Annotated in this window: 18 protein-coding genes and 2 pseudogenes; 16 read left to right on the top strand and 4 right to left on the bottom strand. The window is 70.8% G+C overall.

Annotated features, from left to right (window positions below):
- The first annotated feature begins 69 nt into the window (after positions 1 to 69).
- Positions 70 to 1302 carry an IS4 family transposase gene (locus HDA41_RS16260; RefSeq protein WP_184984629.1) on the top strand — a complete coding sequence of 411 codons (1233 nt, stop codon included), beginning with the start codon at positions 70 to 72 and terminating at the stop codon, positions 1300 to 1302.
- 197 nt (positions 1303 to 1499) lie between these two features.
- Here the strand turns inward: HDA41_RS16260 and HDA41_RS16255 are convergent, their stop codons facing one another.
- The gene (locus HDA41_RS16255; RefSeq protein WP_184984627.1) at positions 1500 to 3245 is read right to left on the bottom strand and encodes a dolichyl-phosphate-mannose--protein mannosyltransferase; all 1746 of its coding nucleotides are present in this window, start codon (positions 3243 to 3245) and stop codon (positions 1500 to 1502) included.
- 86 nt (positions 3246 to 3331) lie between these two features.
- Between HDA41_RS16255 and rsmI the strand changes: the two genes are divergently transcribed.
- The 13 genes from rsmI (at position 3332) to HDA41_RS16190 (ending at position 18555) form a co-directional block, all read left to right on the top strand.
- The gene (rsmI, locus tag HDA41_RS16250; protein WP_184984625.1) at positions 3332 to 4177 is read left to right on the top strand and encodes a 16S rRNA (cytidine(1402)-2'-O)-methyltransferase; all 846 of its coding nucleotides are present in this window, start codon (positions 3332 to 3334) and stop codon (positions 4175 to 4177) included.
- A gap of 229 nt (positions 4178 to 4406) precedes the next feature.
- Complete coding sequence (locus HDA41_RS16245) at positions 4407 to 4817, top strand: hypothetical protein (RefSeq protein ID WP_184984623.1); 411 nt, start codon at positions 4407 to 4409, stop codon at positions 4815 to 4817.
- A 79-nt stretch (positions 4818 to 4896) separates the two neighbouring features.
- The gene (locus tag HDA41_RS16240; protein WP_184984621.1) at positions 4897 to 5778 is read left to right on the top strand and encodes a TatD family hydrolase; all 882 of its coding nucleotides are present in this window, start codon (positions 4897 to 4899) and stop codon (positions 5776 to 5778) included.
- Between the two features lie 123 nt (positions 5779 to 5901).
- The gene (locus tag HDA41_RS16235; RefSeq protein WP_184984619.1) at positions 5902 to 7371 is read left to right on the top strand and encodes a resuscitation-promoting factor; all 1470 of its coding nucleotides are present in this window, start codon (positions 5902 to 5904) and stop codon (positions 7369 to 7371) included.
- Between the two features lie 82 nt (positions 7372 to 7453).
- Entirely contained in the window at positions 7454 to 8344 is an 891-nt protein-coding gene (gene rsmA, locus HDA41_RS16230) for a 16S rRNA (adenine(1518)-N(6)/adenine(1519)-N(6))-dimethyltransferase RsmA (RefSeq protein ID WP_184984617.1), read from the top strand.
- Positions 8341 to 9240: a 4-(cytidine 5'-diphospho)-2-C-methyl-D-erythritol kinase gene (locus HDA41_RS16225; protein WP_184984615.1), complete on the top strand. Its 900-nt coding sequence runs from the start codon at positions 8341 to 8343 to the stop codon at positions 9238 to 9240. Before rsmA ends, HDA41_RS16225 begins: the two co-directional genes overlap by 4 nt.
- A gap of 68 nt (positions 9241 to 9308) precedes the next feature.
- A complete protein-coding gene (locus HDA41_RS16220) occupies positions 9309 to 10550 on the top strand; it encodes an ankyrin repeat domain-containing protein (protein ID WP_184984613.1) in 1242 nt (413 codons plus the stop codon).
- A gap of 70 nt (positions 10551 to 10620) precedes the next feature.
- On the top strand, positions 10621 to 12429 hold the full coding sequence (locus HDA41_RS16215; RefSeq protein WP_184984611.1) for an ABC-F family ATP-binding cassette domain-containing protein: 1809 nt from the start codon (positions 10621 to 10623) through the stop codon (positions 12427 to 12429).
- Positions 12430 to 12619: 190 nt separating this feature from the next.
- Complete coding sequence (locus HDA41_RS16210) at positions 12620 to 14410, top strand: outer membrane protein assembly factor BamB family protein (RefSeq protein ID WP_184984610.1); 1791 nt, start codon at positions 12620 to 12622, stop codon at positions 14408 to 14410.
- 64 nt (positions 14411 to 14474) lie between these two features.
- The gene (locus tag HDA41_RS16205; RefSeq protein ID WP_184984608.1) at positions 14475 to 16265 is read left to right on the top strand and encodes an outer membrane protein assembly factor BamB family protein; all 1791 of its coding nucleotides are present in this window, start codon (positions 14475 to 14477) and stop codon (positions 16263 to 16265) included.
- Between the two features lie 239 nt (positions 16266 to 16504).
- Positions 16505 to 17215, top strand: a complete 711-nt coding sequence (locus tag HDA41_RS16200) for a helix-turn-helix transcriptional regulator (protein ID WP_184984606.1) — start codon at positions 16505 to 16507, stop codon at positions 17213 to 17215.
- 366 nt (positions 17216 to 17581) lie between these two features.
- A complete protein-coding gene (locus tag HDA41_RS16195) occupies positions 17582 to 17938 on the top strand; it encodes a PadR family transcriptional regulator (protein WP_184984604.1) in 357 nt (118 codons plus the stop codon).
- Positions 17935 to 18555, top strand: coding sequence for an HAAS signaling domain-containing protein (locus HDA41_RS16190; protein WP_184994175.1), 621 nt, complete (start codon positions 17935 to 17937; stop codon positions 18553 to 18555). Before HDA41_RS16195 ends, HDA41_RS16190 begins: the two co-directional genes overlap by 4 nt.
- Before the next feature lie 64 nt (positions 18556 to 18619).
- On the opposite strand, the pseudogene HDA41_RS16185 reads toward HDA41_RS16190, so the two are convergent.
- The 3 genes and pseudogenes from HDA41_RS16185 to HDA41_RS16175 form a co-directional block, all read right to left on the bottom strand.
- A pseudogene (locus HDA41_RS16185) lies at positions 18620 to 18849 on the bottom strand (RNA polymerase sigma factor); the annotation flags it as partial.
- A gap of 274 nt (positions 18850 to 19123) precedes the next feature.
- Complete coding sequence (locus HDA41_RS16180) at positions 19124 to 19438, bottom strand: hypothetical protein (protein ID WP_184984602.1); 315 nt, start codon at positions 19436 to 19438, stop codon at positions 19124 to 19126.
- 18 nt (positions 19439 to 19456) lie between these two features.
- A pseudogene (locus HDA41_RS16175) lies at positions 19457 to 21155 on the bottom strand (sodium:solute symporter family protein).
- Between the two features lie 164 nt (positions 21156 to 21319).
- On the opposite strand from HDA41_RS16175, the gene galT reads away from it, so the two are divergent.
- Positions 21320 to 22381 carry a galactose-1-phosphate uridylyltransferase gene (gene galT / locus HDA41_RS16170; protein WP_184984600.1) on the top strand — a complete coding sequence of 354 codons (1062 nt, stop codon included), beginning with the start codon at positions 21320 to 21322 and terminating at the stop codon, positions 22379 to 22381.
- Complete coding sequence (gene galE / locus HDA41_RS16165; protein WP_184984597.1) at positions 22378 to 23340, top strand: UDP-glucose 4-epimerase GalE; 963 nt, start codon at positions 22378 to 22380, stop codon at positions 23338 to 23340. The genes galT and galE overlap by 4 nt, the downstream gene beginning before the upstream one ends.
- Positions 23341 to 23346 lie beyond the last annotated feature (6 nt).

The raw sequence follows: 23346 nt of genomic DNA, 5'->3' as shown, positions 1-23346 counted from the left end.
CCAATGGTGCGTCCGCCCACCTAGACCCAATGCCGGTGACTTTGCTGTCTTCCGATCGTTGGGTGGGGTGTGCCAAGGCCCGGACAGGTGAAGTCCTCAGCAAGCGAGCGGTTCTCGGATCGGATTGCGCTTGGGGTGCTGACCCGGGCGTTTCCGCCTGAGCTGGTGGACGAGGTGATCGCGGAGTGCGGCCGGGCCGAGCAGAGGCAGCGGCTGCTGCCGGCCCGGGTGGTCGTCTATTTCGTGCTGGCCATGTGCCTGTTTGCCGGGCAGGGATACGAGGAGGTCGCGCGGCTCCTCACCCACGGTCTGGAGCGGATGGGCCGGTGGAAGGGAACGTGGCGGGTGCCGACCACCGCGGCAATCGGCCGGGCCCGGCTGCGGCTGGGCCCGGAACCGCTGCGGGCCCTGTTCGACCGGGTGTGCCATCCGGTGGCGACCGAGGAGACGAGCGGGTCCTGGTACCGGGGCTGGCGGCTGGTCGCGGTGGACGGCACTACCTTCGACGTGCCGGACACCGAGGCCAATGCGGCTTTCTTCGGCCGCCCGGGCACAAGCCGGGGACAGGAGAAGAGCGCCTACCCGCAAGCGAGGGTGGCCGCGCTGGTCGAGTGCGGCACCCACGCCGTCTTCGCGGCTGAGGCGGGCCCTTTGGCCGTCCATGAAACTGAGCTGGCCCAGCGCCTGTTCACGGCGCTGAGGCCGGGCATGCTGCTCTTGGCCGACCGGGGCTTTCGCGGCTTCGACCTGTGGCGGGCCGCCGCAGCGACCGGCGCCGACCTGCTGTGGCGGGTCAAGAATGACGCCGTGCTGCCGGTGCGGGCCCTGCTGGAGGACGGCTCCTACCTCTCCGAGATCGTCGCCGCCCGGGACAAGAACCGCCGCCAAGACCCCGCCGCCGTCCGCGTCATCGAGTACACCCTGATCCCCGGCGGCACGGTCTACCGGCTGATCACCACCATCCTGGACCCGAAGGCCGCATCCGCCACCGCCTTGGCCGCTCTCTATGCCCAGCGGTGGGAGATCGAGAACACGCTGGACGAGATCAAGACCCACCAGGGCGGACCCCGCATGGTCCTGCGCTCCCAGCATCCGGCCGGCGTCGAACAGGAGATCTTCGGTTTCCTCCTGGTGCACCACGCCCTGCGAGACCTGATGCACCAAGCCGCGCAGCAGGCGGAGCACGATCCTGACCGGATCTCCTTCACCCGCACCCTGCGCATCGTCCGCCGCCAGGTCACCGACCAGGCGGCGTTTTCCCCCCTCCCGGCTGACCAGGGCCCTGGCCACGGCACTGCGTGAGATCCGCGAACGTCCTCTGCCTCCCCGCCGGTTACGCGCCAACCCCCGCGTCATCAAACGCAAGATGTCCAACTGGAAACTCAAGAGGAGCGAGCACCGCAATCCGTCCCGGCCGGACGCACCCCGCGCAGCCCTGGTCGGGCCGACGAAGCCCAGGCCGACCCGCCGGAAAACCACCTAAATCACTGGTATTGCACCTAGACCCAGGTGTCCAGCCACATCCGAGCCCGCCAGTCGTCGATCGGTATGGCGGTGCCCGTGTACAGCGGCCAGAAGTAGATGAAGTTCCACGCGATCAGCAGGACCAGTACGCCCGCGCTCGTCGCGCCGACGACGCGACGGGTGTCGGAGGAGCGGGGTGGGCCGATGATCGCGCCGAGGAGCATGGCCACCGCCAGGCACAGGAAGGGCAGGAAGACGATGGCGTAGAAGAAGAAGATCGTGCGCTCCTGGTACATGAACCAGGGCAGGTAGCCGGCCGCGATGCCGCAGGCGATGGCGCCCGCGCGCCAGTCGCGGCGCAGCAGCCAGCGCCACAGGACGTAGAGGACCGCGAAGCAGGCGACCCACCACAGCACCGGCGTGCCGAGGGCCAGGACCTCGCGGGCGCACTTCTCGCCGGCGTCCGCGGGGCAGCCGTCCCGGCCGGGCGCGGGGGACTCGTAGAAGTACGACACCGGGCGGCCCAGGACCAGCCAGCTCCACGGGTTGGACTGGTAGGTGTGCGGCGAGGACAGGCCGACGTGGAACTCGTACACCTGGTGCTCGTAGTGCCACAGGCTGCGCAGCCAGTCGGGCAGGAAGGTCCAGTTGCCGCCCTTGCCGTCGGTCGCGGCCCAGTTGCGGAAGTAGCCGCCCGAGCCGTCGGTGGGGGAGAGGATCCAGCCGGTCCAGGACAGCACGTAGGTGACGATCGCGACCGGGACCGTGGCGAGGAACGCCAGGCCCGTGTCGCGCCTGAGCACGGCCGAGTGCGGGTGCCGCGCGCCCGCGACCCGGCGCGAACCGACGTCCCACAGGACCGCCAGAAGGCAGAACGCGGCCAGGATGTACAGGCCGTTCCACTTGGTGGCGAAGGCCAGGCCCAGCATCAGGCCCGCCGCCCAGCGCCAGGGGCGCCATCCCAGGCGGGCCGTCTCGGCGACGTGCCGGTCGGGGCGGACCCGGCCGTCGGCGTCCGCCGGGAGTGCCGCGGCGAGTTTCTCGCGGGCCTTGTCCCGGTCGATGAGCAGACAGCCGAACGCGGCCAGCACGAAGAACATCAGCACGCCGTCGAGCAGTGCCGTGCGGCTCATCACGAAGTGCAGGCCGTCCACCGCCATCAGCGCGCCCGCCAGGCACCCCAGGAACGTGGAGCGGAACAGCCGGCGGCCGATCCGGCACAGCAGCAGCACGGACAGCGTGCCGAGCAGCGCCGTCATGAACCGCCAGCCGAACGGGTCGAAACCGAACAGCAGCTCGCCGAGCCCGATGACGTACTTGCCGACCGGCGGGTGCACGACGTACGCCGCGTCCGTCGGGATGGTGACGTGCCCGCCGGACGAGAGAACCAGGTCGTTGGCGTTCTTGTCCCAGTTGACCTCGAAACCGCGGTGGACGAGCGCCCACGCGTCCTTGGCGTAGTACGTCTCGTCGAATATCACCGCCTTGGGGCTGCCCAGGTTCCAGAACCGCAGCACCCCCGCCAGCACGGTGACGAGCAGCGGGCCGATCCAGCCCGACCAGCGCACCAGTCGCCCCGCGAGCGTGCGCGGGATGCCGAGCGCGGCCCACAGGCGCGGGCCGGGCTCGGTGTACGGCGGCACCAGCCGGTCACGGACGTCGCGGGCGTCGCTTCGTGGCTGCTGGTAGCCGAAGCGGCGCAGCCGCTGCTGCCAGGACGGCCGCTGCTCGTGCGGCGCCTGGCCCTGCCGGGTGTCCGTGGAGGACGCGGTACTGGTCACCGCGCCATCGTAGGGAACCGTGCTGTGTGAGTCCCGTGCATGGCCGGTATGCGTCCCCATCCGCCGCCCCTGGGAGGATGGGGGGCGTGACCGGAACCCTCGTACTCGCAGGCACCCCCATCGGCGACACCGCGGACGCCCCGCCCCGGCTCGCCGAGGAACTGGCCGGAGCCGATGTCGTCGCCGCCGAGGACACGCGGCGGCTGCGGCGGCTGACCCAGGCGCTCGGCGTCACACCCAAGGGGCGGGTGGTGTCGTACTTCGAGGGCAACGAGTCCGCGCGGACGCCGGAGCTGGTCGAGGAACTGGTGGGCGGGGCGCGGGTGCTGCTCGTCACGGACGCGGGGATGCCGTCCGTGTCCGACCCCGGGTACCGGCTGGTCGCCGCCGCCGTCGAGCGGGACGTCCGGGTCACCGCAGTGCCCGGGCCGTCCGCCGTGCTCACCGCGCTCGCGCTGTCCGGGCTGCCCGTCGACCGGTTCTGCTTCGAGGGGTTCCTGCCGCGCAAGGCGGGGGAGCGGCTGGGGCGGCTGCGGGAGGTGGCCGGGGAGCGGCGCACGCTCGTCTACTTCGAGGCTCCGCACCGGCTCGACGACACGCTCGCGGCGATGGCCGAGGTGTTCGGGGCGGAGCGGCGGGCCGCGGTGTGCCGGGAGCTGACCAAGACGTACGAGGAAGTACGGCGCGGGGGGCTGGGGGAGCTGGCGGCCTGGGCCGCGGAGGGTGTGCGCGGGGAGATCACCGTGGTGGTGGAGGGGGCGCCGGAGCGAGGGCCCGAGGAGATCGGGGCGGAGGAGCTGGTGCGGCGGGTCCGGGTGCGGGAGGAGGCCGGGGAGCGGCGCAAGGAGGCGATCGCCGCGGTGGCGGTGGAGGCCGGGGTGCCGAAGAGGGTTGTCTTTGATGCGGTGGTTGCCGCGAAGAACGCCGGCTGACGGTTGTCTGTGGCTGGTCGCGCCCACGCGGCGGAGCCGCACATGGATACAGCCCCGCGCCCCTTCGGGGCGCGGCATCCCATGGGCGGGCAAAGGCGACGGGCGCTGAGGCAAGGAACCCCCAAAACAGCGCCAACAGTCGACAGGTCTGCCGTCTTCGGTCCGGCTGAGGAGTCCACTGGGTTCGGGGACGGAATCGTCCTCACGCCACAGCGGAACAGGAGCTGGCATGAGTGAGAACGCAGGGCAGACCGGGCTCCGCGCCGGCGCGAACGCCGTCGTCAACGAGTCGTACTCCTTCGCCTGCATGCGCTGCGGGTACGGCTGGGAGCAGTCCTACGAGATAGAGCACCACACGGACGCCGCGGGACACGAGTTCGTCCTCTACGTGGCGGACGGCATCGTCGTGCCCTCCCCGTTGAGCAAGCCCACGTGCCAGAACTGCGACGGGCACCTCCTGCGGATCATGCGGCCCGGGCGGGTCGAGACGGCGCGCAACGCGGCGCACCGGCCCGACCGCGTGCCGCCGCCCGCCGGGCCTGTGGAAGCGCCCGGGGCGCAGGGCGCACGCGAGGAGCGCGACGACCACCACTGGCACCTGTCCGACCTGCTGCACCCCTTCCAGCGCAAGGCGAGCTGACCCGTCCGGCTCCCCTTGTCGACGCCCTCCCCGGTCCTCCCCCATCGGGGAGGGCGTACCCCTTTCGTAGGATCGGGGCATGCCTTCGAACGACTCCGGCAAGCACGCCGCGCCCCCGCTCCCGGACCCCCTCCGGGTGCCGGTCGCCGACTCCCACACCCATCTGGACATGCAGTCCGCCACGGTCGAGGAGGCGCTGGGGAAGGCGGCATCCGTCGGAGTGACGACCGTCGTGCAGGTCGGCTGCGACCTCAAGGGCTCCCGCTGGGCGGCCGAGACGGCGGCCGCGTACGACGCCGTCCACGCGACGGTCGCCCTGCACCCGAACGAGGCTCCGCGGATCGTCCACGGCGATCCCGACGGCTGGTCGAGGCAGGGCGCGCGCGGACCGGGCGGGCAGGCTGCCCTGGACGACGCCCTCGCCGAGATCGACCGGCTGGCCGCGTTGCCCCAGGTCAAAGGCGTCGGTGAGACAGGCCTCGACTACTTCCGCACCGGGCCCGAGGGCAAGGAGGCGCAGGAGAGGTCCTTCCGCGCCCACATCGAGATCGCCAAGCGGCACGGCAAGGCCCTGGTCATCCACGACCGCGACGCCCACGCCGACGTCCTGCGCGTGCTGAAGGAGGAGGGCGCCCCCGAGCGGACCGTCTTCCACTGCTACTCCGGCGACGCCGAGATGGCGGGGATCTGCGCGGGCGCGGGCTACTTCATGTCCTTCGCCGGCAACGTCACCTTCAAGAACGCCCAGAACCTGCGGGACGCGGTGGCGGTGGCCCCGCCGGAGCTGCTGCTGGTGGAGACGGACGCGCCCTTCCTCACGCCGGTGCCGTACCGCGGCCGGCCCAACGCCCCGTACCTCGTGCCGATCACGGTGCGGGCCATGGCCGAGGTGCGCGGCGTCGACGAGGACACGCTGGCGACGGCTCTCGCGGCGAACACGGCGCGGGCCTTCGGCTACTGACCCGAGCGCGCCGTACTACTGTGCGTAGTCGCGTCGCTTTGGAGAGTGACGAACGCTCCGCTAGGTTCTGGGGGCCCGATCCGGACCCCTCTGGACCCCCTCCGGCCCCTGGAGCGTGTCGGCGTGAGCAACTCGCAGTACGAGACATACGAGAGCTACAAGACGTACGAGACATTCGAGGCGTACGAGGCGTATGGCCCGGCCTACGCGGACGGCCCGGCCTACGCGGACCCGGGCTACGGCGGTTTCGATGCGCCGCCCGCCGACCTGCTCGGGTACGGGACGCCCGGGGCGCCCGTCGCCTATGAGGACGCCTACCGGCCCGCCTACGAGGTGCCGCCCCTGCCCGGACTGCCCCGGCAAGGCGTCCCGGACGACGATGCGGCACCACCCGCGACCGGCGCGCGCACAACGCGCGCTGAAGCCCGCGCCGCGGCTCGCACCGGCTCGCACCGGCGGTCCGCGCGCCGGCGCAAGGGGCGCTACGTCGAGCGACCCGGTGACGGCTCGATGCGGCGGCTGCTCCCGCAGGCCCTGGTCGTCGCCTTCCTGGCGGGCGGCACCACGGCGTTCGTCGCCAAGGACAAGGCGATCGAGCTGAACGTCGACGGCACGGCGCGCACGCTGCACACCTTCGCCGACGACGTCACCGAGCTGCTGGCGGAGGAGGGCGTCGAGGTCGGCGCCCACGACGTGGTGGCGCCCGGACCCGGCACGGAGATCACCAGCGGTGACGAAGTCGCCGTGCACTACGGCCGGCCCGTGCGGCTCACCCTCGACGGACAGCGGAGCGAGGTGTGGACGACGGCGCACACCGTGGAGGGGGCGCTCCGGCAGCTGGGGGTGCGTCAGGAGGGCGCGTACGTGTCCATGTCGCGCTCCCGGCGTATCGGGCGGGAAGGGCTCGCGCTGGACGTGCGGACCGAGCGCACGGTCACGATCATGGCGGACGGCCGGGCCCGCACCGTCCGCACCAACGCGGCGACCGTGCGGGAGGCCGTCGAGAAGGCCGGGATCACCCTGCGCGGCCAGGACACCACGTCCGTCCCGCAGGGGAGCTTCCCGCGCGACGGGCAGACCGTCACGGTGCTGCGCATCACCGACGGCAAGGAGGTCCGGGAGGAGCAGATCCCGTTCCAGGTGCGGCGGACCGACGACCCGACCCTGTTCCGCGGCACGGAGGTCGTCGAAGAGGCGGGCCGGCCCGGCCTGCGCCGGATCACCTACTCCCTGCGCACCGTCAACGGCGTCAAGCAGAAGCCGCGCCGGATCCGGTCCGAGGTGGTGCGCGAACCTCGCCCGCAAGTGGTGAAGGTCGGCACCAAACCGCGGCCCACGTCCGTGCGGGGCGCCGACCACCTCGACTGGCAGGCCCTCGCGGCCTGCGAGTCCGGCGGCCGCCCCGACGCGGTCGACTCCTCGGGCACCTACGGCGGCCTCTACCAGTTCGACACCCAGACCTGGCAGGCCCTCGGCGGCAAGGGCCGCCCCCAGGACGCCCCGGCAGCGGAACAGACGTACCGCGCGAAGAAGCTGTACGTGCGAAGAGGGGCGAGCCCATGGCCGCACTGCGGAGGACGACTGCGTGGGTAGAGCGCAGGCCGCTCGGCCGCGGACGACCGTGCCGCAAGGGCGGCACCCGTCCCCAAGCCGAACCCCCCGTACCCTTGTCCCCGTGACCAGCCCCACCCCCGACTCCTCCCTCCTGGGCCCCGCCGACGTCCGCGAACTCGCGGCAGCCCTCGGCGTACGCCCCACCAAACAACGCGGCCAGAACTTCGTGATCGACGCGAACACCGTCCGCCGTATCGTCCGCACCGCACAGGTCCACCCCGACGACGTGGTCGTCGAGGTGGGACCGGGCCTCGGGTCACTGACGCTCGCCCTGCTGGAGGTCGCCGACCGCGTCACCGCCGTCGAGATCGACGACGTGCTCGCCGCCGCGCTGCCCGCGACCATCACGGCCCGCATGCCCGACCGCGCCGACCGGTTCGCCCTCGTCCACTCCGACGCGATGCACGTCACGGAGCTGCCCGGCCCCGCCCCGACCGCGCTGGTCGCCAACCTCCCCTACAACGTGGCCGTCCCGGTGCTGCTGCACATGCTCGACACCTTCCCGAGCATCGAACGCACCCTCGTCATGGTCCAGGCGGAGGTCGCCGACCGGCTCGCCGCCCCGCCCGGCTCGAAGGTGTACGGCGTCCCGTCGGTCAAGGCCAACTGGTACGCCGAGGTCAAGCGGGCCGGCTCCATCGGACGGAACGTCTTCTGGCCGGCGCCCAACGTCGACAGCGGCCTGGTCTCCCTCGTCCGCCGGGCCGAACCACTGAAGACGACGGCCTCCAGGCGTGAGGTGTTCGCCGTCGTCGACGCCGCCTTCGCCCAGCGCCGCAAGACGCTGCGGGCCGCGCTCGCCGGCTGGGCCGGGTCCGCCGCCGCGGCCGAGGCGGCCCTGGTCGCCGCCGGGGTCTCACCGCAGGCGCGGGGCGAGTCGCTGACCGTGGAGGAGTTCGCGCGGATCGCCGAGCACAAGCAGAACCAGCCCCAGGAGGAGGAGTCCGCGTGAGCGTGACGGTCCGGGTCCCCGCCAAGGTCAACGTCCAGCTGGCGGTCGGCCCCGCCCGCCCCGACGGCTTCCACCCCCTGGCCAACGTCTTCCTCGCGGTCGGCCTCTACGACGAGGTCACCGTCACCCCGGCCGACGGGCTCCGCGTCACCTGCGAAGGCCCGGACGCCGACCAGGTCCCCCTGGACCGTACGAACCTGGCCGCGCGGGCGGCCCAAGCGCTCGCCGAACGGTACGGCCGGACGCCCGACGTCCACATCCACATCGCCAAGGACATCCCCGTCGCCGGCGGCATGGCGGGCGGCAGCGCGGACGGCGCCGGCGCGCTGGTCGCCTGCGACGCGCTGTGGGAGACCGGCGCCTCCCGGGCGGAACTGCTCGACATCTGCGCCGAGCTGGGCAGTGACGTGCCGTTCAGCCTGGTCGGCGGGGCGGCGCTGGGCATCGGGCGGGGCGAGCAGCTGACGCCCCTGGAGGTCGGCGGCACCTTCCACTGGGTGTTCGCGATGGCCGGCCGCGGCCTGTCCACACCGGCCGTGTTCCGGGAGTTCGACCGGCTCGGCGAGGGCACGGACATCCCCGAGCCCGTCGCCTCCCAGGAACTCCTCGCCGCCCTGGCCAAGGGCGATCCGGACGCGCTCGCCGCCGCCGTCTCCAACGACCTCCAGCCCGCCGCCCTCTCCCTCTTCCCGGAGCTCGCCGGCACCTTGGCCACCGGCCGCGCCGCCGGCGCCCTCGCCGCCCTGGTCTCGGGCTCCGGCCCGACCACGGCGTTCCTCGTCCGCGGTCCGGAGTCGGCGGCCGCGGTGGCGCAGGCGCTGGTGGCGTCCGGCACGTGCCGGACCGTGCGGACGGCGTCGGGCCCGGCACCCGGGGCGACGGTCGCGGGGCGTTAATCGCGTGCGGTGGCCGGTTCCCGGCGCTTAGGCTCCCCCGGTTGTTCTCGACGACGGGGGGCGCAGGCGTGGAAGAACTGGTCACGGCCGTACGACGCGGAGACGCGGACGAGGTCCGGGCACTGCTGGCGTCCGGGGCCGATCCCGAAGTCCTCGACGACGGCCTGCCGGTCCTGTGCCGGGCGGTGGCGGCGTACGACGAACCCGTGGCCGAAGCGCTGCTCCAGGCCGGTGCCGACCCCCTGCGTCGGCTGCCCGACGGGAGCACCCCGCTGCTGCGGGCGGTGGACGGCGGGTCACATCACATGGTCTACGCGCTCGCCTCCCACCGGGTGCCGCTCCCCGCGCCGGAGCGCGAAGAGCTGCTGGCCCGCGCCCGGCACTGGGTGGAGACGGGCGTGGAGGCGGAGCTGCGCCGGCGCACCGGCCTCACGGGGCCCGTCGAGCGGAGCCGGGTCGAGGACGACGAGGTCGGCTGGTGGTGTGAGCAGCTCACGCTCGGCGGGCTGACCGTACGCGACGAGCACCGGGCGGTCCTCACCACCATGGAGGAGCGGTACGGCGTCCGTGCCCCGTTCGACGAACTCGTCGCGCGGGCCCTCGCGCACCCCGACCGGGACCACGTCGTGTGGTCGGACGTGGTGTTCACGCTCGGCCGCCGGCTGGACGAGGAGACCTGGCAGTGGACCAGGGACCTGCTCAACCACCCCGACCGGCTGCACCGCCTGCTCGCCGCCGACGTCCTGCTGTTCCTGATCCTCGGAGATCCCGTCAGGGGAGGTGACCCGTTCTGGGAGCGGGGGAGGGAGCTCGTGCCCTGGGCCGAACAGGAGCAGGACCCGGAGGTGCTGGCGGTCATCCTCCAGGCGATGACCCACGACAGCGCCCCGGAGATCGAGGCCGTCGGGCTGTTGCACCTCGCCCATCCGGACCCCCGGGTGCGCGCCCTGGTGACGGACGCCCTGCGGCAGTCCGAGGACGGCCGGTCCCTGGCCCGCCCCGAGAGCCTCACCGCGGTGCTCACCCTGGCCCGCGACGAGGACCCCGGTGTACGCGAGGCGGCATGCCGCTGGCTCGGCCACTACCGGGGGCCCGAGCCCGAGGTGGGGGACGCGCTGGTCGCGCTCACCCATGACGAGCGGCAGCCGATCCGCACCTGCGCCGTGTCCGGCCTGGCCTACCGCGACGATCCGCGCTGTGTGGAGGCCAAGCAGCGGATCGGCCCCGTCGACGCGGAGCTGCCGTTCGACGAGAGGCTGCTGGACGTGTCGCGGTACCAGCGCCGCCAGGAGGCAGCCGAGCGCTCCTGAACACCCCGGCCGGAGCACCCCGCCGCCCGACTACCCTGGAGGGTCGATCGTCCCCCCTGTCAGGAGAGAAATGGCCGTCAACCTGGTCAATGTCGAGAACGTCAGCAAGGTGTACGGCACCCGCGCCCTGCTCGACGGCGTCTCCCTCGGCGTCTCCGAAGGGGACCGCATCGGCGTCGTCGGCCGCAACGGCGACGGCAAGACCACGCTGATCCGGATGCTCGCCAGGCTGGAGGACGCCGACACCGGGCGCGTCACACACTCCGGCGGACTGCGCATCGGCGTGCTCACGCAGCACGACTCCCTCGACCCCGAGGCCACCGTCCGCCACGAGGTCATCGGCGACATGGCCGACCACGAGTGGGCGGGCGTCGCCAAGGTCAGGGACGTGTTGACCGGCCTGTTCGGAGGGCTCGACCTGCCGGGGTTCCCCAAGGGGCTCGACACCGTCATCGGGCCGCTGTCCGGCGGTGAGCGGCGCCGCATCGCGCTCGCCAAGCTGCTCATCGAGGACCAGGACCTGATCATCCTCGACGAGCCCACCAACCACCTTGACGTCGAGGGCATCGCCTGGCTCGCCCGGCACCTCCAGAACCGCCGGTCCGCGCTCGTCTGCGTCACCCACGACCGCTGGTTCCTGGACCAGGTGTGCACGCGCATGTGGGACGTCCAGCGCGGAGACGTCTACGAGTACGAGGGCGGCTACTCCGACTACGTCTTCGCCCGTGCCGAACGCGAGCGCATCGCCGCCACGGAGGAGGCCAAGCGGCAGAACCTCGTCCGCAAGGAGCTGGCCTGGCTGCGGCGCGGCGCACCCGCCCGTACGTCCAAGCCGCGCTTCCGCGTCGAGGCCGCCAACGAGCTCATCGCGGACGTACCGCCGCCGCGGGACAGCAGCGAGCTGATGAAGTTCGCGTCCACGCGGCTCGGCAAGACCGTCTTCGACCTGGAGGACATCACCGTCCAGGCCGGCCCCAAGGTCCTCCTCAAGCACGTCACCTGGCAGCTCGGGCTGGGAGACCGGATCGGTCTCGTCGGCGTCAACGGCGCCGGGAAGACGTCCCTGCTGCGGGCGATGGCCGAGGCGGCCCTGACCGACGGCGAGGCTCAGCCCGCGGGCGGGCGCATCCGTGTCGGCAAGACCGTCAAGCTGGCCTACCTCTCCCAGGAGGTCGCCGAACTCGACCCGGCCACGCGCGTGCTGGAGGCCGTGCAGCAGGTGCGCGAGCGCGTCGACCTGGGCAAGGGACGCGAGATGACCGCCGGGCAGCTGTGCGAGACGTTCGGCTTCACCAAGGAGAAGCAGTGGACGCCGGTCGGGGACCTGTCCGGCGGTGAGCGGCGGCGGCTCCAGCTGCTGCGCCTCCTCATGGACGAGCCCAACGTCCTCTTCCTCGACGAGCCCACCAACGACCTCGACATCGAGACGCTGACGCAGCTGGAGGACGTCCTCGACGGCTGGCCCGGCTCGATGATCGTCATCTCCCACGACCGGTTCTTCATCGAGCGCACCACCGACCGGGTGTTCGCGCTGCTCGGCGACGGCACCCTGCGGATGCTGCCGCGCGGCATCGACGAGTACCTGGAGCGGCGGCAGCGCATGGAGGAGGCCGCGGCCGCCTCGACGCCCGTCGCGGCGCCGCAGACCGCCGCCCCGGAGAAGAGCGCCGCCGACCAGCGCGCCGCCAAGAAGGAACTCCAGAAGATCGAGCGGCAGCTCGACAAGGTCTCCGAGAAGGAGACCAAGCTGCACGCCCAGATCGCCGAGAACGCCACGGACTTCTCGAAGGTGGCCGAACTGGATGCCGAGCTTCGCGAGTTGGCCGGTCAGCGCGAGGAGCTGGAGATGCGCTGGCTGGAACTCGCCGAGGACGCGTGAAGGGTGCGTGAAGGCGCGTAACGACGGCATCACGGGCCGGTCCTCCCTTGGGAACAGGGATGACACGGCCCGGTGCGCTGTCGGCGCCGGGTGATAGAAAGAGCCGTCTTACAACGTGTCAAGCGACTCTGAGCCCATCGCGTACCTCAGGGCGTGGCTAAAAGTCAGTGATCGAACGGGGGAGCCGCTGATGACTCAGCCGCCCAGTCAGCCACCGCACGGTGGCTTCGGTGCACCGCAGGACCAGCCGCCGCAGGGCGGTGGCTTCGGGGCACCGCAGACCCCGCCGCCACCCCAGGGACCGCCCCAGACGCCACCGCCCCCGCAGGGGCCGCCGCAGCCTGGATACGGCTACCCCCAGCAGCCCCCGCAGCAGCCCGGGCCGTACGGGCAGCCGGGACCGTACAACTCCGGGCCCTACGGCCAGCCGCAGCAGCCGGGTCCGTACGGCCAGCCGCAGCCGCCCGGTCCGTACGGCCAGCCCGGATACGGCTACCCGCAGCAGCCGCAGTACCCGGGCGCGCCCGGCACCCCGCCCGGGGGTGGCTCCGGCAACCCCTTCAAGGGCAAGCCCGCCATGATCATCGGGGCCGCCGTGGCCGCGCTGCTCGTGGTCGGCGGCACCGTGTGGGCGGTCACCGGAGGCGACGACGGCAAGGGCAAGAAGAAGCCGATCGCCCAGCCGACCGACGACGGCAAGCCCGGCTCCTCCGCCCCGGTCAACCCCGGTGACGGCAGCGGCGACGGCGGCGAGGACCCGGAGAACCTCAACGAGGGCCGCCAGGCGGGCGAGGCGAAGGTTCTCTGGTACAAGGAAGGGCCCGACGCGCCCGGTTCCGGCGCCGACGCCCCCGGCATGTGGATCACCGACAAGGCGGCGGTGAAGGCGGCGTACAAGCAGCTCTTCGCCTACAACGTCGGTGACGGCAAGCCGGCCTGGGACGCGATCACCTTCCCGCAGAAGATCTGCGCGACCACCCCGCAGAAGACGTCCGACGACAAGATCGTCGTCGCGTACATGAGCGGCAGCAGCGACCGCGCCAAGTGCAACCAGCTCCAGGAGATCGACCTCAACACGGGTGAGAAGGGCTGGAAGGAGGAGGTCGGCGACGGTGCCCTGTTCGACTCCACGCTCTCCGTCGAACTGTCCATCACCGGCAAGACGCTGATGGTGGGCCGCTCCCAGTCCGGCACGGCCTACGACGTCACCAGCGGCGACAAGCTCTTCGACAAGAAGCGCTACGGCAACGCCTGCTTCCCCGCCGCGTTCGCCGGCGGCGAGAAGCTGATCGCCGTCTCCTCCTGCGGTGCCGGCACCGACAAGGAGCACGACGAGATCCAGGAGCTCGACCCGCGCACCGGCGACGCCAAGTGGACCCAGCCGTTCGACAAGGGCTGGCGGGTCGCGCGGACCTACTCGGTCAGCCCGCTGGTCGTCTACAGCACCAACAAGGACAAGAAGGCCTGGAACATCTCCACCTTCACCTCCGGCGGCAAGTTCCGCTCGCAGGTCGGCTTCGACGAGGACTTCGCTCCCGAGTGCGGCTGGGCCATCCTCGAACGCGACCTCCAGGGCTGCCAGGGCGTCGCCGTCGACGACACCACGCTCTACCTCCCGACGGAGGCGACCAGCGGCGCCAACGAGATCGTCGCGGTCAACCTCGCCGACGGCAAGGAGAAGTGGCGGGTGAAGTCCCCGGCCGACGAGTCGATGCTGCCGATGAAGGCCGAGGGCGGCAAGCTCATCGCCTATGTGCAGCCGTCGTACGACGCGGGCGGCCAGGTCGTGTCCATCCCGACCGGCGGCAGCAGCCACAAGCCGGTCAAGCTGCTCCAGAACCCGCAGGGCGCAGCGGACATCGAGAACGGCTTCTTCTCCAAGGACACCGACTGGGTCGACGGGCGCTTCTACCTCTCGGCCACGCGGCTGAGCGGAAACGACGACACGAAGGAGAAGTTGATGCTCGCCTACGGCAAGTGACTCTTCCCCTCCGGCTCCGCCTTCTTCTTCGTCGTCCGTCCCCTTCCCCCGAGGTGCTCACGCCATGACCCAGCCTCCGCCTCCGCCGCCCCAACAGCCGCCGCCCGGAGGAGGCTTCGGGCCGCCCCAGGACCAGCCCCCACAGCCGGGGTACGGCTATCCGCAGACGCCGCCCGCGCAGCAGCCGCAGCCGGGGTACGGCTACCCGCAGGGGGCTCCGCAGGCGCCCCAGGCTCCGCCCGGGTACGGCTATCCCGGCCAGCAGTCGGGGGCGTACGGGCAGCCGCAGGCGCCTTACGGACAGCCGGGCGCGCCGGGGCAGCCGGGTTACGGGCAGCCCGGTTACGCCTATCCGCAGCCGACCATGCCGCTCCAGCCGCAGCCCGGGCAGCCGGGCGGGGGCGGGAAGTTCAACGCGCAGCTGGCCATCATCGTCGCCGCGGTCGTGGCGATCGCCCTGATCGTCGGCGGCGGTGTCTGGTACTCCACGTCCAAGGACGACGGCAAGAAGGACGACACCGCCAGCTCCGGCGGCGGCACCGGCGGCACGGACGACGGCAATGGCGGCAACGGCGGCACCACTTCCGGCGGCAAGGAGAAGGCCCCGGCGGACCCGAGCGCCAAGGTCCTCTTCCAGGTCCCGATGCCCGAGGTGAAGAACGACAGCACGGTCGTCGTCTCCGGCTCCTGGCTCACCGACAAGACGTACGCCAAGAGCGGCGTCGCAGAGATCGTCGGCTACGACCGCGACAAGGGCGGCGAGCAGTGGACGATCCCGCTGGCCGGCCCGGTCTGCCAGGCGAGCCGCCACGTCACCGACGACAACAAGACGGCGATCCTCTACCAGCCCGCGATGCCGACCAAGGCCGATCCGTCGCACGGGTGCAGCCAGATCGCCCTGATCGATCTCGACGCCGGCAAGAAGCTGTGGACCAAGACCGTCAAGACCGGTGACCAGCTGATCAGCTTCGACAACGTCACGATCAGCGGCGACACCGTCGCCGTCGGCAGCTCCAGCGGCGGCGCCGCCTTCGACGTGTCCGGCAAGCTTCTGTGGAGCCCGAAGCCGACCGACTCCTGCTACGACGCCGGGTACGGCGGCGGCGAGAAGCTGGTCGCGGTGCGCAAGTGCGGCACGTACGGGCAGCGGCAGCTGCACATCCAGACCATCGACCCGAAGTCCGGGAAGGTGATCTCGGAGTACAAGATGGCCCAGGGCATCGAGTACGCGAGCATCGCCTCGACCAACCCGCTCGTCGTGGCCGCCGACGTCGGCGACTCCGCGGGCGACGGCAGCGGCATCTCCGACTTCTTCTCCATCGACAACAAGACCGGCAAGCTGCGCACGCGCATCTCCGCGCCGGGCGAGCAGTTCGCGGCCCGCTGCGAGGGCGTCACCCGCATCGAGTACTGCACCATGCTGGCCGTCGGCAACGACCGGCTGTACCTGCCGACCGAGAGGCACGACGGCTCCGGCGAGTACAGCCAGACCAACGAGATCGTCGCCTTCGACCTCACCACCGGCAAGCAGACCGGACAGCGGGCCGACGCGGGCGACGGCTACACGATCACGCCGCTGCGCATGGACGGCGGCAACCTGATCGCGTACAAGCGGCCGCCGTACGACAAGGGCGGGCAGGTCGTGAGCATCGACGGGGGCAGTTTCAAGGAGACGAAGCTGCTGGAGAACCCGGCGACGGACTCGGTGCGGGACGTGGAGGCCGGCATGTCGCCGGAGTACTCCGAGCTGCTGTACGGCGACGGGCACCTGTTCATGTCCAAGGTGTACGCCAGCAAGCGGAGCAGCAGCACGAGCGAGAAGGAGTACCTGGCGGTCGCCTTCGGTACGAGCTGATCGATCGATGGCCGCTTGGTGATCGACTCGGTGCGGATACGGTCTCGTCCCTGTTCAGGGGCGGGACCGTTCGCTTATGGCTCAGTCAACCTCGTATGAGAGGAATTTCGGCGATCCGGGGCGATTCTCGGGGGTAGGGGGAGCGCAACGTCGAACAAGCGTGTAGCTTCCGGGGGCATGAAGGCGGGGGAGCCGGGGGGCTTCCATCTGGGGGACCGGGGTGACTGGGGGGTTGCTCGATGGGAGTGCGGCTGATGGTGGTCGACGACCACCGACTGCTGGCCGAGGCGCTGGCCTCGGCGTTGAAGCTGCGGGGGCACCGGGTGCTGGCCGCGGCGGCGCCGGCCGCGGGGGCGGCGGAGCTGGTGATCACACGCGCGCCGGAGGTGTGCCTGCTCGGGACGGCCACACCGGCGGAGCCGGGGATCTTCGACCCGGTGGTGCGGATCAAGCGGGAGCGTCCGCAGGTCGCGGTCCTGGTCCTGGGACCGGTGCCGAGCCCGCGCGGCATCGCGGCAGCCTTCGCCGCGGGCGCGTCCGGCTACGTACGGCACGACGAGCGCATAGAGGGTGTCGAGCGGGCGATCATGAAGGCCCGGGCGGGGGAGGCGGCGGTGGCGCCGCAGCTGCTGCAAGGGGCGTTCAGTGAGTTGCTCAACCCGGCGGCCCAGCCGGACGACGAGGGCCAGCGGTTGCTCCAGATGCTGACCCCGAGGGAGGTCGAGGTCCTGCTCCGCGTCGCCGACGGCGAGGACACCCGCCTGATCGCGGCGGGCATGGGCATCGCACCGTCGACGGCCCGGACGCACGTCCAGCGGGTCCTGATGAAACTGGGGGTGGGTTCGCGGTTGGAGGCGGCGGCGCTGGCCGCCCGGACCGGCTTGCTGGACCGCGCAGGGACACTGTCGAGGGCTGCGACGCCGGATCCGGAGACGGGTCCGGAGGCCTGACCAACCGCACTCCGAACCGACCGACGCCAAGGCGGCTTTGGCGGTGAAGGGGTGACGAGAGGAGAACGCGCGCTCTCAGCTTGGGCGCACCCGCCGGGCCCTGCCTCGGGCTGCGCACCTCATCGGGTTCGTCGGTCAGTCCGTGTGCTGAGCCACGAACACCTTCGCCGACGTCGGCTTCACGCCGGTGCTCGACGCGAACTCGGCGATCCCCGAGGGTAGTTGGATACCTCGGCCTCACCCCCGGCCAGACCGCCGAGCAGATGGTCCGCGAGACGCGTCAGCGTGACGCCGTGAAGTAACAGGCCGGTCAGCCGCGTGACTTGCTGCTAGCGGGAACATGCTTCAGCAGGTACCTTGTTAGGCATGGTACTGCCGGGTGGAGCGCATTCCGGAGTGAGTCAACTTCGTCGGGGAATCCTGCAGTTCTGCGTCCTGGCGCTGCTGCGTGACGGCGAGAGGTACGCCTTCGAACTGGTGCGGGAACTGTGCGACGCCCACGGACTCGTGACCAGTGAAGGCACCATTTATCCGCTGCTCTCGCGGCTTCGGAAGGAGGGGTGGGTCAACACGGTCTGGAAGGAATCCGACTCAGGTCCTCCACGCCGCTACTACACGCTGACCGCGACGGGGCGACGAGCGCTGGATGAGTTCGCTGGTGAGTGGGGGCCTTTCAAAACCGCCGTTGACAACCTCCTGGACAGTGAGGAGAGCCACGAGTGACCTCGAGGCGCAATCAGCTCATAGACGAGTACCTGCACCGCTTCGACAACGCATCTGTGTTCCTCCCCGCTGATCGGCGCGAGGAGCTCAAGCAGGAGATCGTTGAGCACATAGATGCCGGCCTGGAGGAAGCAGACGCCCGGCACGCCGAAGCGGTCCGCACCGTCCTCGAACGACTAGGGCCTCCTGCGGACATCGTGGCTGCTGAGGTGAGTGGCCCAAGGTCCACCGGTTCCACGCCGGTAGTCAAACCGATCGCTCCTCCCGCCGACGTGGCGCATGGCCACAAGGCCGAGCGTCAAGAACAGCTACGACAGGACGACGTTGCTGCGTCCCCTGCCCCTTCGCCGCCTTCGCGCAGAAGGACGATGCTCCTGATCGGGGCGGCAACGACGGCACTTGTCGTCGGGGTGCTGGCCTTCGGCGTCAGCGCGTCCAACGACGGTCAAGGGCAGCCACCCGCCTACGAGGGGCCGGCCATCACCCCCTCCGAAAGCGAAGGGGCCGGCAGTACGTCACCGGGTGAGTGGCCCACGGATGCCGGCGACGAGCCCACCGCGCCGCCCTCCGCCGGGCTCTCCGAGGGCCCGGACGATCCCACGGCCTCGACTTCCTGAGGATCACTTCCTGACGATCACGCTCCGGCGGCAGGCTTGAGCGTTCTCGCCCCGCCGTCGGCCCCTGGAACGCGTCGACGAGACGGCGTGCCGCGATCGTCCACAGCCAGCCGACGGCCGTCCCACCGCAGCTCCGGCGAACGCGCCCGCCGCGCGCCACACCGCCAGATACGTCTCCTGCGTGACCTCGGCGACGATCTGCTCGTCCGCGCAGCGGCGGCGCAGCCGCACCGTCATCCATGGCGCGGTGCGCCGGTACAGCTCCTCGAACGCCGCCCGGTCACCCCGGGCCACCAGCCGGACGAGATGCTCCTCGTCCACGTCCCCCGGTGCTTCCTGCCTGATCTCACACCCGCCAGACGCCCGGCCCGTACGGCAGGTCTTTCCGTCAGCGTGATCCCCGTCGTATGCGAGGACTCCGGAAGCTCCGGTACGACGGCGTGACCGCTCGGCGACGGCCCGACCGTCCAGGTCGAGGTTTGCATCGATGCGTCAGCAGTGACGCCTGACCGTGGCCCTCACCGCCGTACAGACGTCGGCGTCCAGTCGCGCGACCGGGCGCCCGCCGTCACTCCCTCGGTTCGTCCCCCGGCGCAGCACCCGGCGGCGGCGGAGCCACAGGCCGCAGCTTCAGCCACGCCAGGAAGAACAGGCCCAGGGCGAGCATCCCCAACCCGGTCCACAGATTGATGTTGACGCCCTCCGCCTTGTCGATATCGGCGTCGGACGCCGTGAACCCCGCGATCGTGACGATGACCCCGTAGACCACGAACAGCCCACCGATGATCCGCCGGATGTCGAACAACCGCGCAGCCGTCGCCGACTTGCCCTCCAGCTCGGTGACTTCCCGCTGCACGTCCTTCTCGGAGTAGAACTCGGACATCTGTCAATCCTCCCTCGGTCAGAACGAGAACGGGATGTAGCAGGCGGCGGCCAGAATCACCGCGCCCCAGCCCAGCAACGCCGGCTTGCGGTACCAGGCCTCGTCCCCGGGCGCCGGCGGCTCCGCCACGCCGGGCGAGGTCGTGCCGTAGACCAGCCCCTGGAGTTCCTCGGCCGGCTTCGGCGCGGTGAAGAGCGACACCGCCACCATGACGACCGCCCCCGCGACGAACCCCGCGATCGCCGAGACGAAGTTCGCCCCCCTGGTCGGAGGGGATGTCGATGACGCCCTGCTTGTAGATGACGAAGTAGTTGACCATCGCGGCCGTGGTGCCGGCGAGCAGACCCCAGAAGCCCGACTTCATCGACGTCCGCCTCCAGAACATGCCGATGATGAAGACCACGAACATCGGCACGTTGAAGAAGGAGAACAGCGTCTGGAGGTAGCTCATGATGTTGGAGAAGGACGACGCCAGGAACGCCGTGCCGATGGAGGCCAGGACACCGATCGCGGTGATCAGGCGGCCGAAGCGGACGTAGTACTCGTCCTCCCGGCCCTTCACGACGTACTTCGCCCAGATGTCGGTCGTGAACACCGTGTTGAAGGACGACACGTTCGCCGCCATGCCCGCCATGAAGGCCGCGAGGAGACCCGTCACGGCGATGCCCAGCACGCCGTTCGGCAGGAGCTGTTCCATCAGGTAGGGGATCGCGTCGTTGTACTGGAGGTCGGAGCCGGCGGTGCCGATCTTCGGGACCAGCACCGCGGCGACCAGACCCGGGATCATCACCAGGAACACGATGAAGATCTTCGGGAACGCGGCGATCAGCGGGGTCCGCTGGGCCGCCGAGAGGTTCTTCGCGGACAGGGCGCGCTGCACCTCGGCGAAGTTCGTCGTCCAGTAGCCGAAGGAGAGCACGAAGCCGAGGCCGAGGACGATCGTCAGCCAGTTCGCGCCCAGCGGGTTGTCGTTGCCGATGCCCGTGCCGCCCCAGGACGTCATGAAGTCGGCGCCGCGGCTCTGCGTGAGGGAGTCGGACAGGCCGTCCCAGCCGCCCACCTTCTTCAGGCCGAGGACCGAGATGGGGATGAGCGCGGCGAGGATGACGAAGAACTGAAGGACCTCGTTGTAGATCGCCGAGGACAGACCGCCGAGGGTGATGTACGCCAGGACGAAGAAGCCGGCGACCACGATCGCCACCCACTGGGGCCAGCCCAGCAGCGCCTCGACGACGATGGCCAGGGCGTAGAGGTTGACGCCGGCGATGAGGATGGCGGCGCAGGCGAAGAGGCCCGAGCTGAGCAGGTGCGCCGCCTTGTCGAAGCGCAGCAGCAGGAACTCCGGGACCGAGCGGACCTTGGAGCCGTAGTAGAAGGGCATCATCACCAGGCCGAGGAAGACCATGGCCGGGATGGCGCCGATCCAGTACCAGTGGGTGGTGTAGACGCCGTACTGCGCGCTGTTGGCGGCCATGCCCAGGATCTCGGTGGCGCCCAGGTTGGCGGCGATGAACGCGAGGCCGGTGACCCAGGCGGGCAGGGAACGGCCGGAGAGGAAGAAGTCGAGACTGGTCTTCACCGAGCGGCGGGCGGCGAAGCCGATGCCGAGGACGACGACGAAGTAGATGCCGAGGATCGTGTAGTCGAGCCAGTTCGTGGGGAGCCGCAGCTCGGCTGCCAGGTCCGTGGGGGGATGCAGGTCTGTGGGGGGATGCATGAGCCCTCGCTTCGTTGCGCGAACCGATACGTCGCGGAATCTATGCCTCCGTCTTCAGGGATTGAACACGTCTGCTGGTGCGCTTTGTTTGATTGTGATGTTGACAATTGGGGAGGGCCGTGTTTTGGTGTGTTGGGTTATGTTTGAAGGATGAGGAGTCCGGCGTGAAGAAGACCTCGACCCGGCTGGCCGACGGTCGCGAGCTCATCTACTACGACCTGCGTGACGACAGCGTGCGGGACGCGGTCGACCGCCGCCCGCTGGACCGCACCGTCACCACGTCCGAGATCCGCCGCGACCCCCTGCTCGGCGACTCCGTCGCCATCGCCTCGCACCGCCAGGGCCGCACCTACCACCCGCCGGCCGACGAGTGCCCCCTGTGCCCCTCCGAGGGCGACCGGCTGAGCGAGATCCCGGACGCGTCGTACGACGTCGTCGTCTTCGAGAACCGCTTCCCCTCGCTGGCGGGCGACGCCGGCCGCTGCGAGGTCGTCTGCTTCACGTCCGACCACAACGCGTCCTTCGCCGACCTCAGCGAGGAGCAGGCGGGCCTGGTGCTGGAGGCGTGGACGGACCGTACGTCGGAGTTGTCCCATGTCCCCTCCGTCGAGCAGGTGTTCTGCTTCGAGAACCGGGGCGCGGAGATCGGCGTGACCCTCCAGCACACGCACGGGCAGATCTACGCCTACCCCTTCACCACTCCGCGCACCGCCCTGATGCTGCGTTCCGTCGCGGCCCACAAGGAGATGACGGGCGGGGAGAACCTCTTCGACGCCGTTCTGGAGCGTGAACTCGCCGACGAGCGGGTCGTCCTGGAGGGTGAACACTGGGTGGCCTTCGTGCCGTACACGGCGCACTGGCCGTACGAGGTCCACCTCTACCCCAAGCGCCGCGTGCCCGACCTGCTCGGGCTCGACGAGGCCGCGCGCACAGAGTTCCCCAAGGTTTATCTGGAACTGTTGAGGCGCTTCGACCGGATCTTCGGTGAGGGCGAGCCTCCGACCCCGTACATCGCGGCCTGGCACCAGGCCCCCTTCGGCGCGCTGGAGGAGTTCGACGGGGTCGTGCGGGAGGACTTCGCGCTTCACCTCGAGCTTTTCACCATCCGCCGCACTTCCGGCAAGCTGAAGTTTCTCGCGGGTTCCGAGTCCGGCATGAACGTGTTCATCAACGACGTGCCGCCGGAGCGCGCGGCCGAGCGACTGCGAGAGGTAGCGAGTTCATGAGCGGGAAGTACCTGGTGACGGGCGGCGCGGGTTACGTGGGCAGCGTGGTCGCCCAGCACCTGCTGGAAGCCGGTCACGAGGCCGTCGTCCTCGACAACCTCTCGACCGGATTCCGCGAGGGCGTCCCCGCCGGGGCGACGTTCATCGAGGGCGACATCCGCGACGCCGCCAAGTGGCTGGACGCTTCGTTCGACGGTGTCCTGCACTTCGCCGCGTTCTCGCAGGTCGGCGAGTCGGTCGTGAAGCCGGAGAAGTACTGGGACAACAACGTCGGCGGCACCATGACCCTGCTGGCGGCGATGCGCGAGGCGGGCGTCCGCAGGCTCGTCTTCTCCTCGACGGCGGCGACGTACGGCGAGCCGGAGCTGGTCCCGATCGTCGAATCGGCGCCCACCTCCCCGACCAACCCCTACGGCGCCTCGAAGCTCGCCGTCGACCACATGATCACCGGCGAGGCGGCGGCCCACGGGCTGGGCGCGGTGTCGCTGCGCTACTTCAACGTGGCCGGGGCGTACGGCGAGTACGGCGAGCGCCACGACCCCGAGTCCCACCTGATCCCGCTCGTCCTCCAGGTCGCGCAGGGCAAGCGCGACGCGATCTCCGTCTTCGGCGACGACTACCCGACGCCGGACGGCACCTGCGTGCGCGACTACATCCACGTCGCGGACCTGGCCGAGGCCCACCTGCTGGCCCTGAAGGCCGCCGCCCCCGGCGAGCACCTCATCTGCAACCTCGGCAACGGCAACGGCTTCTCCGTCCGCGAGGTCATCGAGACGGTCCGCCGCGTGACGGGCCACCCGATCCCGGAAGTGGTCGCCCCCCGCCGGGGCGGCGACCCGGCGGTCCTGGTGGCATCGGCCGCCACGGCCCGCGAGAAGCTGGGCTGGCACCCGTCGCGCGCGGACCTCGACGGAATCGTCGCGGACGCGTGGGACTTCGCGCAGCGGCGCGGCAACTAGTACGGA

This window comes from Streptomyces caelestis (assembly GCF_014205255.1).
Taxonomy (GTDB): domain Bacteria; phylum Actinomycetota; class Actinomycetes; order Streptomycetales; family Streptomycetaceae; genus Streptomyces; species Streptomyces caelestis.
The sequence above is the reverse complement of the archived record's forward strand: the minus strand, read 5'-3'. Positions and strand labels throughout refer to the sequence as shown.

Bases quoted from the DNA above. Each gene is read 5' to 3' on its own strand.
- HDA41_RS16245 (WP_184984623.1), top strand. From the start codon at position 4,407: ATGAGTGAGAACGCAGGGCAGACCGGGCTCCGCGCCGGCGCGAACGCC.
- HDA41_RS16210 (WP_184984610.1), top strand. From the start codon at position 12,620: ATGACTCAGCCGCCCAGTCAGCCACCGCACGGTGGCTTCGGTGCACCG.
- HDA41_RS16200 (WP_184984606.1), top strand. From the start codon at position 16,505: ATGGGAGTGCGGCTGATGGTGGTCGACGACCACCGACTGCTGGCCGAG.
- HDA41_RS16215 (WP_184984611.1), top strand. From the start codon at position 10,621: ATGGCCGTCAACCTGGTCAATGTCGAGAACGTCAGCAAGGTGTACGGC.
- HDA41_RS16205 (WP_184984608.1), top strand. From the start codon at position 14,475: ATGACCCAGCCTCCGCCTCCGCCGCCCCAACAGCCGCCGCCCGGAGGA.
- HDA41_RS16195 (WP_184984604.1), top strand. From the start codon at position 17,582: ATGGTACTGCCGGGTGGAGCGCATTCCGGAGTGAGTCAACTTCGTCGG.
- galE (WP_184984597.1), top strand. From the start codon at position 22,378: ATGAGCGGGAAGTACCTGGTGACGGGCGGCGCGGGTTACGTGGGCAGC.
- HDA41_RS16180 (WP_184984602.1), bottom strand. From the start codon at position 19,438: ATGTCCGAGTTCTACTCCGAGAAGGACGTGCAGCGGGAAGTCACCGAG.
- HDA41_RS16240 (WP_184984621.1), top strand. From the start codon at position 4,897: ATGCCTTCGAACGACTCCGGCAAGCACGCCGCGCCCCCGCTCCCGGAC.